Source organism: Dictyobacter aurantiacus, from assembly GCF_003967515.1.
In the GTDB taxonomy this organism is placed as follows: Bacteria; Chloroflexota; Ktedonobacteria; order Ktedonobacterales; family Ktedonobacteraceae; genus Dictyobacter; species Dictyobacter aurantiacus.
In genome coordinates this window covers 1327133-1341317 of the sequence record NZ_BIFQ01000002.1, presented here as the reverse complement: position 1 = coordinate 1341317, position 14185 = coordinate 1327133, and the positions used below count along the sequence as shown (strand labels likewise).

General features: G+C 52.9%; 10 protein-coding genes. 6 read left to right on the top strand and 4 right to left on the bottom strand.

What is annotated here, in order from left to right:
* Positions 1–506 precede the first annotated feature (506 nt).
* A complete protein-coding gene (locus KTT_RS30325) occupies positions 507–1757 on the top strand; it encodes a cytochrome P450 (protein ID WP_126601422.1) in 1251 nt (416 codons plus the stop codon).
* Between the two features lie 82 nt (positions 1758–1839).
* On the opposite strand, the gene KTT_RS30320 is transcribed toward KTT_RS30325, so the two are convergent.
* A complete protein-coding gene (locus tag KTT_RS30320; RefSeq protein WP_126601421.1) occupies positions 1840–2415 on the bottom strand; it encodes a GNAT family N-acetyltransferase in 576 nt (191 codons plus the stop codon).
* Positions 2416–2772: 357 nt separating this feature from the next.
* Here KTT_RS30320 and KTT_RS30315 point away from each other — a divergent pair, with 357 nt between their 5' ends.
* The 4 genes from KTT_RS30315 to KTT_RS30300 all read left to right on the top strand — a co-directional run bounded on the left by KTT_RS30315 (position 2773) and on the right by KTT_RS30300 (position 7095).
* Complete coding sequence (locus KTT_RS30315) at positions 2773–3969, top strand: ABC transporter substrate-binding protein (RefSeq protein ID WP_126601420.1); 1197 nt, start codon at positions 2773–2775, stop codon at positions 3967–3969.
* Between the two features lie 105 nt (positions 3970–4074).
* A complete protein-coding gene (locus KTT_RS30310) occupies positions 4075–5031 on the top strand; it encodes an ABC transporter permease (protein WP_126601419.1) in 957 nt (318 codons plus the stop codon).
* A gap of 38 nt (positions 5032–5069) precedes the next feature.
* Entirely contained in the window at positions 5070–5981 is a 912-nt protein-coding gene (locus KTT_RS30305; protein ID WP_160146234.1) for an ABC transporter permease, read from the top strand.
* Positions 5982–5994: 13 nt separating this feature from the next.
* Positions 5995–7095 (top strand): ABC transporter ATP-binding protein, encoded by a 1101-nt coding sequence (locus tag KTT_RS30300; protein ID WP_126601417.1) that lies wholly within the window; start codon positions 5995–5997, stop codon positions 7093–7095.
* 29 nt (positions 7096–7124) lie between these two features.
* Here KTT_RS30300 and KTT_RS30295 read toward each other — a convergent pair whose 3' ends face one another.
* Positions 7125–8885: an ABC transporter ATP-binding protein gene (locus KTT_RS30295; protein ID WP_126601416.1), complete on the bottom strand. Its 1761-nt coding sequence runs from the start codon at positions 8883–8885 to the stop codon at positions 7125–7127.
* A 327-nt stretch (positions 8886–9212) separates the two neighbouring features.
* Positions 9213–9950, bottom strand: a complete 738-nt coding sequence (locus tag KTT_RS30290; RefSeq protein ID WP_126601415.1) for an SDR family oxidoreductase — start codon at positions 9948–9950, stop codon at positions 9213–9215.
* A 217-nt stretch (positions 9951–10167) separates the two neighbouring features.
* Here KTT_RS30290 and KTT_RS30285 point away from each other — a divergent pair, with 217 nt between their 5' ends.
* A complete protein-coding gene (locus KTT_RS30285) occupies positions 10168–11016 on the top strand; it encodes a helix-turn-helix transcriptional regulator (protein ID WP_126603262.1) in 849 nt (282 codons plus the stop codon).
* 524 nt (positions 11017–11540) lie between these two features.
* Here KTT_RS30285 and KTT_RS30280 read toward each other — a convergent pair.
* Positions 11541–14153 carry an ATP-binding protein gene (locus tag KTT_RS30280; RefSeq protein WP_126601414.1) on the bottom strand — a complete coding sequence of 871 codons (2613 nt, stop codon included), beginning with the start codon at positions 14151–14153 and terminating at the stop codon, positions 11541–11543.
* Positions 14154–14185 lie beyond the last annotated feature (32 nt).

Here is a 14185-nt window from a genome sequence, read left to right as displayed (position 1 = left end):
GCATGCCTGGCATCGCGACGCTGCTGATCAGCTTTTTTCTCACTATATCATTCTCTCGAAGAGGGAAGAAAACGGTTATAGCGCCATCCTGGTCTATCAAGAGGAACACTCCTGGAATCTCCATCGTCCTGTACTCTTCAGCGCCACAGTCCACCCCTGCCTCACAGACCAACCCATTCCACCCGAACTCATTCTCTTGACATAACACCGCTCAAAGGAAGATTTACGTAAGTATATAGAATCAAGGTTAATTTTAACCCATGTTGACTATGCGCCGCATCATGAACCGGTGCAGTATAGTTATCATGGTTTTTTCGCCTGCTATACATTCTTTATACATATGTGCTACAGTAGTAACAGATGCTCTATGATTCCATTTCACAAAGGAACCCGTAGCATCCATCGAGCGTATTCTTTTTGAAGGATATCGTAATACGTCCATCAGCATCTTTAATCTGAACATTTCATCCATGTGACCTTAGAGATATACAGTAAGAAAGGTTTCTATGATGATCCCAACCCTATCAACTGTGGAAGATAGCCAGAAAATGTATCAGTGGTTTGAGCAGATGCGCCAGACGCTGCCCGTCTGGCTGGACGAGGAGAGCAAGTGCTGGCATGTGTTTCGCTATGATGATGTGAACACGGTGATTACCGATTACCAGCGTTTTTCGTCTGAGCGCAGGATACAGCGCGAAGTGATCGCGGCGACTGCTCACTCTAACAATGAGCGTCCACCACGCACCGGGCGAAGTATTATCGCGATGGACCCACCTCAGCATCGGCAATATCGCAATCTGGTCACATCCGCTTTCACCCCACGTGCGATCGATAAGCTGCGCGGCCGCGTCGCCCAGATCACGCAGGAACTGCTTGATAAGGCGGCCGCCGGTGGCGGTATGGATTTCGCCAATGATATCGCCTATCCGCTCCCGACGATCGTGATCGCCGAGATGCTGGGGGTGCCCGTCAGCGATCGACCGCTCTTCCAGACCTGGGCCGATGGGCTACTCAGACGTCAGTTGAGCGATGCCGAAGTGTTCAGATCAGCCGAAGAGCAGCGCAATAATCCAGAGCTGCAGCGCCTCGGACGCGTATTTGAGGAGATGTCGGACTACTTTGAGCGCATGCTTGAGGAGCGCAAACGCGAGCCACGCGATGATATGATGAGCGCTCTGTTGCAAGCCGAGGTTGATGGTCAGCATCTGAGCATGGATGACACCATCAGTTTCTGTACCCTCCTGCTCCTGGCCGGACACGTTACTACCACCAATCTCCTCGGTCAAGCCATCCGCTGCTTCGATGAGCATCCCGACGCGCTGGCGCAGCTCTATAAAGAGCCCGAACTGATACCGTCCGCCGTGGAAGAGGTCCTGCGCTACGCCTCACCCGTCTGGCGCCTGATCCGGACCACGAAAGAAGAAGTAACGCTCTCCGGGATAACCATCCCGAAGGATGCGGCAGTCTTCGCCTGGCTGGCCTCGGCCAACCGTGATCCCCAGCAGTTCACCGCGCCCGAACGCTTTGACATTACGCGCACCCCTAACAAGCACGTCGCCTTTGGTCACGGCATCCACTTCTGCATCGGTGCGCCGCTCTCGCGCATGGAGGCGGCGGTCGCGCTGCCGATCATCCTCAAACAGCTGCCCAACCTGCACGTTGACTGGAGCGGCGCCCAACTGTTTGAAGGCCGTTTCCTCTTCGGCTTCAAGCACCTGCCCATCACTTTCGACATGCAAAGGACGAAGACAGCCTGAGGGCTTATCGAACACTTTGCGAGATTTCGGTCTTGCATGAAGTATAGACTGGTAGTCATAAACACTACCAGTCTATACTTCATTACGTTCTTGCCTCCCCGTTCGCCTGCGCAGCGCGATTGGCCTCCCAGGAGGGACGAAAAATAGCCATGACCAGCTTGTCATGATAGGCACCATCACGGTAGCATGCATCACGCAAGACACCCTCCTGCTGAAAACCCACCCTCGTATACGCTCTCACTCCGGCGATGTTTGATTCAGAGACCGTCAGCATAATGCGGTGCAGATTCAAGCTGGCGAATCCATAGTCGACGATCAGGCGCGTCACTTCCGTTCCATACCCTTTGCCCCAACTCTCTTTCGCTCCCAGAAAAATATAGTACTCCCCTGAACGATTCACCAGACTGATTGAGGCGATCCCAGCATATCCAATCAGTGAGCCTCCCTCTTTTTCCACCACGCCAAGCGAGAGCGTCTCTTTATCTAGCAACGTGCGCTTCAACCACTGTTCCGTTTCATAGCGCGACCACGGAAACAACCACACCCCCATCGAGTATCTCGTGGCCTCCCGATCCATAAACCAGCCCGCAAAGGCTTCCAGATCATCCATCTCAAGTGGACGCAACAGAATATGTTCACCTGCCAGAAATGCATTCATTCTTATGGCGCTCCTTTGTTATATCCATTCATGCAGATAGAGCTTAATATATCAGAAACAATCATAAAGGATGACTATTACAAAAAATCACTCAACTTCTCTCATTGCTCGCTAGTACATGGGCCAGGAGGGACAGCGGTTAGTTCCGAGCATAATGACAGCTCGTATTACTGACAAACTCAGCATTAACGCTGGCAAACATTACATTGGTTTAACCTTACATTAAATTTCGAGTGCTATGCTTCAGCTAGAAGTTAGAGGCAGGCAATAAATGGACCCTTCTTTAAGTAATTCTTTTATTCTGTCTTTACAGCTAACATACAATTCTATTTTTCTTCACATATCTGGAGGTATTTCATGAGAATTTCTGGACAAGAGGTTGTACGTACTTTATTTGAAACACAGGATCGTCGCAGTTTTTTGAAACGTGCCGGGGCACTGGGCCTTTCTGCATCTGCATTCGCTACATTTCTGGCGGCGTGCGGTGACACAAATACAGCTACTACAAATGCTGCTTCTGATGTCAACATGTCTGGTCCTATCGATATGAAAACCCTTATCGCGAATGCGAAAAAAGAAGGTGGCATGCAGGCAGTGGGCATCCCACCAGAATGGGCCGACTACGCTGATATTTTGAAAAATTACGCATCCCAATATGTGCCGGTGGACTACAAAGCTGATGCCGAATATTCCTCAGCGCAGGAGATCCAGGTATTTAAGCAGTCAAAGAATCATCCATATGGAGATATCGGCGATGTCGGTTTTTCCTTTGGCCCCACGGTAATTAAGCAGGGTCTCGTTAGCCCATACAAGCATGCCCACTGGGATGACATTCCCGACGAGCTAAAGGATCCCAAAGGTAACTGGTGTACGGAATACTGGGGCGCGCAGTCCTTTGTGGTCAATACCGATATTGTAAAGAATCCCCCAACGTCTTTTAAAGATCTGCTCAATAACAATTACAAAAATATGGTTGGTATCGATGGCGATCCCCGCCAGGCTACCGATGCGCTCTACGCGGTCTACTCTGCTGCCCTGGCTCAGACCGGAAACCTTGATAGCATTCAACCCGGTATTGATTTCTTCGCGCAGTTGAAGAAAAAAGGTAACTTTACGCCTGCACGCTCCAGTGAAGCAAATATCGTTAAGGGCGAGGTTGCTATCGGCATAATGTGGGACTACCTGGGTCTGGGCTTCCGCGATAAATATGCCTCAAGCCACCCGAATCTGAAAGTTATTATTCCAAGCGATGGCTCAATCGCGGGACCTTACATCTCGATCATCAATAAATACGCTCCACATCCTTACGCGGCCCGCCTCTGGAATGAGTATATCTTCTCGGATGAGGGTCAGCTTTTCTATCTGAAGGGCTATGCCCATCCGGCACGCTACCAGAAATTGCAGGCTGCTGGCAAAATCCCAGCTGACCTGGCGGCGAAGCTGCCTTCGGCTGATGAGTATAAGAATGTGAAGTTTGTCAGCGACACAACGAAACTGAGTGCCGCGACCCAGGCTCTGAGCCAGAACTGGCAATCGCAGGTCCTTGGTCAGTAATGTCTCTATCTACATCATTTCTACTCCAAAATAAACAATACTATCTCTGGTTGTCGCAACCAGAGATAGTATGCCTTACGGCGTTCGATTTCAGGAGAAAGCGTAATGCAGCTACCCGGCTCCACTGATAGAGCTGAAACGGAGGTCACCATACCATCATTGGCAACCAGTTCCAAACGATCTACGATGAATAGAAACCAGCCATGGAGTCTCACCCTTACAAACTGGTTGGGATTTATACCTTTCGCGCTCTTCTGCTTGCTCTTTGAGATTCTGCCGGCCGTTATGGTGATCGAGGGCAGCTTTACCAATAGTGATACTGGCGCGTTTACCTGGAATAACTATCAGCGTATATTCTCACAGCCCAGCAATCTACACGCTTTCCAGACCAGCATTTCACTATCCCTCGTTACGGCTGTGATCAGTACGGTGCTCGGTTTTTTCGCGGCCTACGGACTCTACCAGGTGCGCGCGAACTGGGTACGCAATATCGTTGTCGCCTTTTCAAGTATCGCTGCTAATTTCGCGGGCGTCCCGCTGGCCTTCGCTTTTATTTCGACGCTCGGCGTTACCGGCTTTGTGACTGTCTTCCTGCTGAACTGGTTCCACATCGACCTGTATCATACCCTTAATTTCAGCGTCTATTCGTTCTGGGGACTGGTACTGACATATAGCTATTTTGAACTGCCTCTGATGATATTGATCACGCTGCCAGCGCTCGATGCGCTGCGTCCGCAATGGCGTGAAGCGGCAACTAGCCTGGGAGCATCAAATATAACCTACTGGTTCAGAATCGCTCTCCCAATCCTGTTTCCGTCTTTGATCGCTGCCGCCATGCTGCTCTTCGCCAATGCATTCGCTGCGTTCGCGACCGCCTATGCACTGGCACAGGGTGCGATCAATCTGGTGCCCATTCTGATCAGCTTTGTTGTCAACGGCAATGTGAATATCGATACAGGACTCGGCGATGCACTGGCGGTTGGCATGATCGTCATTCTCCTTGTCGCATTCTCACTCTATACGGCAATGTTGCGCCGGGTGAGTAGATGGCAAGGGAAGTAGAAAACGTCTATATGAATGAAGAGGAGAAGGTATATTCAATGAGTCTTTCCGCACGCAAAGCCTCTCCATCACTACCTGCTATGGGTGCCAGTCCCGAGAAACGTATATACTTCGGTATCGATACGCTGGTGCTCATTCTGGTCTTGCTGTATCTGTTGATACCTCTGGGGACAGCGTTCGCCTTTGGTATCTCCAATGGAAAAAGTATCGATCTTAGCTCATATCAACAGATTTTCAGTGATGGTGATTTTTATCAGACATTGTTGTTCTCACTCGGACTCTCACTGGCAACGACGTTTCTAACAATTATCGTCGTGACGCCAACCGCGTACTGGGTACAGACGCGCCTTCCCCAGGCTCGCCCTATCATGGATATTCTGGCGCTCGTCCCTTTCGCGATGCCCGCGATCGTGATGGCGCTGGGACTGGTTCAGGTCTATGGTACCCCCAATACGCTGATCAGTATTCTCTCGTTTGGACTGGTACCTCTGCTGAGCAATCCTCCATTCAACGTTATTAATACACCTCCCTTGCTGGTGTGCGCGTACCTTATTATCTCTCTCCCCTTCGTCTATCGTCCGATTGACAATAGCTTGCGCGCCATCAATACGCAGACGTTGACGGAGGCGGCCTATAGCCTTGGCTGCGGCTGGTGGAAAACGTTCTTCGCCATTATTCTCCCCAATATTCTACCGGGTGTGATTAGCGCGGCACTCCTGACCTTTTCTACCGCTATGGGCGAATTCACTCTGGCCAGCCTGTTTAGCATTACGACGTTTCCCATTTATCTGAATGTAACGGGACAAAGTGATCCGCATAAAGCTGCCTCGCTCACGATAGTAAGCTTCACGCTAACACTGATCTGTGTCCTCGCAATGCTTCTGCTGGTGAGACGCAGGTCTGGTGGTACAAAAGATAGCGCCAGTCTAGACATTGTTGCAACAAAATAAGAAGGAACATCTCATGGCATTTCTTGCTTTAGAGCATATTACAAAACGCTTCGGACGGCACACTGCCGTTGACCAGGTCGATCTCCAGGTTGAGCAGGGGGAGTTCTTAACGCTCCTTGGGCCCAGCGGCTGCGGCAAGACGACCATATTGCGCATGATCGCGGGCTTTGAAACGCCAGTCGAGGGTACAATCTCACTCGATGGTACCGATATTACCAGGATGCCTGCCAATAAACGACCGATAGGCATGGTTTTTCAATCATACGCTCTGTTTCCACATATGACTGCGGCACAAAATATCGCGTTCGGCATGAGTATCAGACGCCAGCCCCAGAGTGTTATTCGCCAGCGTTGCGCTGAATTGCTGGAACTGGTCGGTCTGAGCGAGAAGGGCGAAAATTTTCCACATCAACTCTCCGGCGGTCAGCAGCAGCGTATCGCCATCGCGCGCGCACTGGCCGTAGAACCCAGGCTCCTCCTGCTAGATGAACCCCTTTCGGCACTTGATGCCAGGGTGCGCGTTTCGCTCCGCAATGAGATCCGCCGCATCCAGCAACAATTGAAGATCACGGCTATCTATGTGACCCACGACCAGGAGGAGGCTCTGGCTATTTCAGATCGTATCGCCGTCATCGCTAAAGGCAAGATCGAACAGCTGGATCAGCCTGAAACCATCTACAATCAGCCACGCTCGGTCTTCGCTGCCACCTTTGTTGGCATCAGTAATCGCTTTGAGGGACTGGTTGAGTCCACAGAGGATGGGATTTGCCGTGTCGGCGACCAGCTCCTGCACGTCCCAACACCATTACAGCTCACAAAAAACGAGCCGGCATTAATTCTTGTGCGTCCAGAGGCTGTCATATTGCAGCAAACGAATGGAACCACAGCAAGTACGCCAGACATGCGAAACCAGATCTCCGGTACCATCACGCTGCGTACATTTCTGGGTCCATTCACGCGCTTCCATGTCCAGACCTCTGAAGCCAACACGCTCCTGGCTGATATTCCGAATCAACAGGCGCACAACTTCCATACAAACCAGCAGGTAACGCTCTCGTTCCCGCCCTCGGCCTGCCAGGTACTCCCCCTGCACGAACCAACTCCGGCTGTATAAAACCGGCGGTATATTTGAAGCAGCAAAGCTTAGCGTGATTGTAACTGCTCCTCGTAGAGTCGGGAATAGAGGCCGTCTTGCTGGAGCAGTTCGGCATGCATGCCACGCTCGACTATGCGGCCCGCATCCATGACCAGAATCAGGTCGGCAGAGAGAATCGTCGAGAGGCGGTGGGCAATCGCCAGCGTCGTGCGTCCCTTCTGCAGTTCCGTGAGCGCTGTCTGGATCTGGCGCTCAGAACGGGTATCGAGGGCGCTGGTCGCCTCGTCCAGTATCAATATACGCGGATTTTTGAGCAAGACGCGGGCAATGGCAATGCGCTGCTTCTCACCACCCGAGAGAAGATAGCCATGCGCACCAACCACTGTCTGATAGCCTTCAGGCAACTGCAGGATACGCTCGTGGATCTGCGCGGCCCGTGCAGCGGCCATCACTTCTTCATCGGATGCCTCGGGCCGCCCATAGGCGATATTCTCACGTATCGTTGCGTTGAGTAGATACGTTTCCTGTGTTACGATCCCGATATGCTGCAGCAGGCTTTCCTGCGTTACAGAGCGTACATCATGACCATCAATCTCTACCATCCCCTTCTCCACCTCATAGAATCTAGGCACCAGATAGGCTGCCGTTGTCTTACCTGCGCCACTAGGACCCACCAGGGCCACTATCTGGCCCGGTTGACTCTCAAAGTCGATATCTATCAGCGCTGGCTGTTCCGGTCGATAGCTAAAGCTCACATGACGAAAACGAAGATGTCCATTGATATGGGGAAGCGTCCTGGCGTCGGAACGATCAACGATCTCGATTGGGAGGTCGAGATAGGCAAACAGACGCTCAAAGAGGGCAAGCGCCGATTGGACATCGATTGGAATACTAAGCACCTGACGCAGCGTTGGAAAGAACTGGCTCTGCAGCGCGATAAGGGCAACCAATGATCCCAGGCTGAGACGCGCACCAATGACCTGTAAACCTCCGACATAGTAGACCAGCGCCGGGGCAATATTGAAAAAGATATGGAAACTCAAGAGAAACCAGCGTTCGATCATCGTCTGGCGCACCTGAATAGCAACCAGCCGCTGACTGGCCGCACTGAAGCGTGCCGTCTCAACACGTTGCCTGCCAAATCCCTTAACCAGCAGAGCGCCGCTGACAGTAAGCGTCTCTTCTAGCAGGGACACCATATCGGCCAGCGTCTGCTGCCTCTCTTTACTGGCACCACGCATAACCGCACCCACGCGTGGAGCCAGATAAACAAAAATAGGAGTCAGCCCCAGGGAGAGCAGCGTCAACGGCATATTCAAGCTCCACATCACAATCAGCGTCGTCAGCATCGCGATGGAGTTGGATAGGGTCTCGCTTAAACCGGTGCTGAGCACATTGCTCACTCCATCAACATCGTTGGTCAGCCGCGAGATAATCTCACCGGTGCGCTCCGTGGTATAGAAACGCAGAGCCACCGCTTGCAGGCGCGCATATAAACCGGTGCGCAGATCATGCATCACATACTGTGCCAATGTCACCCTTACGTAATCCGTCACGATACTGAGCAAGCCAGTCACCACTGGCAAAGCGATCAGCGCCAGTACCAACCCGGCAAGCAGCAAAGTATCCTTATGTGGAAACGCCTGGTCAATAATCATTCTCGTAACTTCAGGAACAACAGCGGTGCCAAGGACAGCATTCATCATAATCAGAACAATAATCAGCAACACACGCCCTCTATATGGACAAAAAATCTGGATCAGGCGCTTGAAAGTACCGTGAGTGAAAAAACTGGTTGGCTGAAGCACAATGCTCCTCCTTAAAACTGGCAGACAAACAAAGGGCGCCACGCCAATCCGGCTATTTTGGGCATAAAAAGGATACGGCAGCTATGCGAAGGGTAAAAAACGTGTTGAGAAGAAAATCGTTTTGAGGATTGGGAAATGGGTGGCGAGGCACCTATTATACACCCTGAACCCAAAAATTCTCGGAGATTACAAACGATTTTTGAAAGCGATGCAAAAATTGAGATGAATCATAACAATGTGTGGATAGCATAGAACTGACACAGCCAGGTAAGCAAGCGTTACTTATCTACCTGACTCTGTCAACTCCAACATATATGAAAAGCCTGATTATCCCTGCGCTGTGGGACGGATGATAATCTCACCAACATCTATATCGTCTGGTTGCTCGATTGCGTAGGCGATAGCACGAGCGACCGCGTCCGGTGGCATGGCGAATCTGTCTCGCTGGGCGGCCAGTTGAGCTTGCATCTCGGGATTCGTTACGCCTTCCGTGAAGTTCGTATGGACAAAGCCTGGCGAGACAATCGTTACGCGCAACTTATCACCAGCCTCCTGGCGTAAACCCTCAGAGATGGCGCGCACGGCGAACTTCGTCCCGGAATAGACGGACTGATTCGGGACCGTCTTATGTCCGGCGGTCGAAGCGATATTGATGAAATGTCCAGATCCCTGCTCACGAAAGATAGGTAGTGCCGCCGCGATGCCGTAGAGAACACCTTTGATGTTGACGTCGATCATCTCCTCCCAATCCTCAACGCGTAGCTCATCGAGGGGAGAAATCGGCATCACGCCGGCGTTATTGATGAGCACGTCAAGCTTGCCATAGCGCTCGTACGCCAATCTAACAAGATTGGAAAGGTCGTCACGCCGCTTTACATTGGTGGATGCATACGCAACTTTTCCACCAGCATCTATGATGCGTGCCGCCAGCGCCTCAAGGCGGTCGGCTCGGCGCGCACCGAGGACGACTGTCGCGCCACGCTCAGCGAGCAAAAGCGCGGTCGCCTCACCAATTCCACTGCTCGCGCCCGTGATAACGACAACTTTTCCACTGATATTTGACATATCCTATCTCCTGTTCCTCTATCGATTTTTTCTCAATGTCGTCGAAGAAGGCAGATCTCACGCTGGTCTTTGCCTCTTCATGGCTCTCCCTCACCTCAACCATCGATAGTGTATAATGAGGAACAGGCCTTAACGAGACAGGTGTTTATCCTGGAACTGGTACTCCTAGTTTATTTACAGCCACACCTCGATACTGAGCGGAGATTATCACGTGCCCATGAATCAGTTGGAGTTGGATCGTCATCACGAATTAGCGGAGTTCTTACGCAGCCGCCGCGCTCGCTTATCACCAGAACAGGTTGGATTACCACGAGGGACTCGCAGGCGTACACCTGGATTGCGCCGTGGCGAGGTTGCCATGCTCGCCGGAGTCAGCCTTGAGTGGTATACCTGGCTTGAGCAGGGGCGAGACATCAATGTCTCGGTGCAACTGCTGGAAAGTCTGGCACGCGCACTGCAACTGGACGCGAATGAACGCCAGCATCTATTTTTGCTCGCTATCCAACAACCTCCTCCCGTGGAAACTTTTTCACAGCCAACGATCAGTCCGACCTTACGGGACTTTCTCGATCAGCTTGACACAATCCCCGCGTGCGTCGTTGACCCTCGCTTAAATATCGTGGCGTGGAATAAAGCCTTTTGTGTTGTCTTTGGCGACTACGCAAAGATGTCAGAAAGAGAAAGAAATATCATCTGGAGACTTTTCACATTACCTTCCAGCCAATCCGATGAAGAGTGGGAGGCGCATACACGTGCGTACCTGGCCCAATTTCGTGCTGAATACGGTCGCTTCATCAAAGATCCCTGGTGGACTCAACGGATCGAGGAATTGAGCCAGCTTAGCCCTGAGTTTCGAGAACTGTGGGCGCGTCACGATGTGCTCAATGTTCCAGAAGGCCAGAAATCAATGCACCATCCGCTCGTGGGAGAAATGACGTTCGATTTTCTCTTTTTCCAGGCTGTTGATGCTAGCGACCTTCGGCTACTGATCCATACTCCACGCCGCAACTCCGCAACCGCCGATAAAATCAAGCAGCTTCTAGCTCTTGAACATGGTCAGATATGACCTCGGGTGAGCAACTCTGCAAGTTGTTGGTGGAATCGCTCATCAAGAATAAGCTCCATATCATAGCGATGCAGGCGGGGACCGTAGCATCGGCCATGAAGGCAACCGTATGAAAATCTGGCTTTGCATAAAAGCCAACAGTTTCCTGGCTGGTATTCAGTGTGAGTAAGACCCATGATTTGTGGCAAAAATGGACGACAGAACGATATCTTCGCCGTTTTGCCCCATATCACTGCCTCATTTTGGCGAGTTACCATGATCTTGAGCAGGAATTCGACTCTTTTCTGCAATAAGGCCCGGGCTATGGAAGGTGTCATGAGCCGCAAGGTAGCGGCTACTACATGCATAAGCAGTATCGTCAATCATCGCTAGTTCCGTTTCCATGGGGCAATTCGGCACTCGCCTATCAAGATTATCCGCCTGAAAAACGATGTAAAATCCGTTAGAGCGAACAGCGCCCCCTCCCCTGCCCTTCATGACACCTTCCGTAGCGCAGGGCCGAAAAGCAACACAAAGGAATTGGATTAGCGCAGAGGACGCTTGGAGAGGGAACCAGAATCGCCCCCAAGAGCGTAGACCATGCTTTGTTCTCTGCTCATCGAACTGCCAAGGTGCCAGGCTTCCTCAAAGGCTTGCGAGCTGAGGGAGGCATGCAGGAAGTAGATCGTGTCATCGTAATTGGCGTGCTCAGTGGGCAGGACGACAGCCCCCAAGGAGGTGCGTTGTTTCTCCGCAGCAGCGAGAAGGGTGGCCGCGCGCGGGAAATCGCCTTGTGCACAGACCACCCTGGCCAGCCCCTCCAGGCTACGAGTAAGGAACCAGGTGCCACGCATGCCCTGGCAGAGGACGATGCTCCTGGTATAGAAGCGAGTAGCCAGCTCATACTCTCCTTGCATCCAGGCGAGATGCCCCAGATTGCGCATGGGGCCGGTTTGCTCCCAGTGATCCTCTGTCTCCTCGAAGCCACGTAAGCTCTCCTGATAGATCTGTTCAGCTTGGAGATAGTCTCCTTGCGTCTGGAGCACCGTTCCTAGTACGCGCAGTGAACTTGCCAGATTCCAGTGGTCTCCCTGCTTGCGTGCCAATCGTACGCTCTCTTCGGCGAACTCCCTGGCTGTCTTCTGTTCCCCTTGACTCAATTCGACCTGGACCAACAGGCGCAACGCGGTCGCGACCATGGCATCGTCCTCGCTGCGCCGAGCCAGGGCGACTGCTTTTCGTGCCAGGTGCTCAGCCAATTGCCGTTCCCCCTGAACCCAGACCAGGACGCTCAATCCATGAACTGCTCGCGCTAGAGGAATACTCCCGGCGTGATGTGGCACTCGTGCCAGCAACTGTTCCAGCCAGGTGCGTCCTTCACTCCAGGCTCCTTCATGCAACCAGAACCAGTAGAGCACGCCCGCGATGCGTATGCCCACCTCTAGATCTCCCTGTGAGGTGAGACTCCAGGCCAAGGCGGTGCGCAGATTCTCCTGCTCGGCTCGTAGCTGCACCAGCCAGGTTTCCCGTGCGCTGCTGCGCAGATAGCGATCTGCTTGCTCGACCAGACTCAGGTAATACCAGGCATGACGCTCTTGCAACAGAAATTGTTCCTGCGTAGGCTTCCCCGCCCACGCTTCTAATTGTTCCTGCCCATAGTGCTTCATCGTCTCCAGCAGGCGATAGCGGAGGGTGTGTGGGCTCGCTTCTGAGTGGGCTGAGAGAGTTTGGACCAGGGATTTGTTCACGAGCTGGGCGAGAAGATCCAGCACTTCCTCTGGCTCAATTGTCATCTCGGCCGGCTTGGTTTCTGTTGCGGGCCAGGCGCAGATGGCTTCCATGGCCTCCAATGTACAGCCTCCAGCGAACACACTCAAGCGCCTAAACAACCGCTGCTCTTTCTGGCTCAGGCTCTCATAACTCCAATCCAGTGTGGCACGCAGCGTCTGGTGACGGGGTAATGCCGTACGCCGACCAGAGGTGAGCAGATGGAAACGATCTTCCAAGCGCTCGGCAAGCTGCTCCAGGGAAAGCAAATTCATCCGTGCAGCGGCCAACTCCAGCGCGAGCGGGATGCCGTCGAGGTGCTGGCAAATCGACGCGATCGCCGGGGCATTCTGGTCAGTCAGCTCGACATGGGGCAGGAGAAGGCGCGCACACGCGAGAAAGAGCTGGACCGCCTCCGTGTGTCTGATCTGCGCCGCTGTCACTGATTGAAGAGAGCGTGCAGGCACCGCCAACGGCGCAACCTGCCAAACCGTCTCCCCGACAACGTTGAGGGCCTCGCGGCTGGTGATCAGCAAAGAAAGTTCCGGGCAGGAGGCATGTAGGTGTTCTGCTATGCCGGCGCAAGCTTCTACCAGGTGCTCACAATTATCCAGGATCAACAGCATCCGTCTGTGTTGCAAAACTGCGACAAGGGTCTCCAGTAGCGTCTGCCCTGGCTGTTCCCGAAGCGCCAGGGTGGTCGCGATGAGATCGGGCAGCAGGGCAGCATCAGTGAGGGTGGCCAATTCCACCAGCCAGACGCCATCGGCATACTGCTCACGCATGTCTTCACCGACCCGTTGCGCCAGGCGCGTTTTCCCGCAGCCGCCAGTGCCCGTCAAGGTCACGAATTGTGTATTTACCAGGAACTGCTTGATCTCGGCAAGATCAGGACCACGTCCAATAAATGCAGTGGGGTGAGGACGAAGATTGGTGGGCGTGTATGGTATGCCAGACCCAGTGCGCTCGCCGCTCTTTCCTGCGTATGTTTCCTGGTGGGGTCCATCTTCCGCTACTAGCGCGTGCGTTGCCTCTTGCAACAGGTGGCAGAACCAGCGCTCGTCAAATAAGGGATAGCGACGGTAGGTGCCTGGGCGCTCCTCATACGCCTGAGCAACGGTTTCCCACAGGCGTCGAGCTTCCTGTTCCTCCTCTCCCGGCAACAAGAGGTGCTCCGCCAAAAGGACACTGATCAAGCGCTGCAAGTTATCGGGATTGGGCAAACGCTCACCGCTCTCCCAGAGTTGCAGGGTCCGGGTTTCGACCCCCACCAGCGCGGCCAGATCGATCTGACGGAGCTTTTTCTTGCTTCCGGCTCGTGGTCGCAAACGCAAGAGACGAAGCAGTTGATCTGGGGAAGCTGGTTCCCACTCCCGCGTGGCATGGGGCATCAGGTTCTTTTCACTCCTTTTCGTCTTCACCT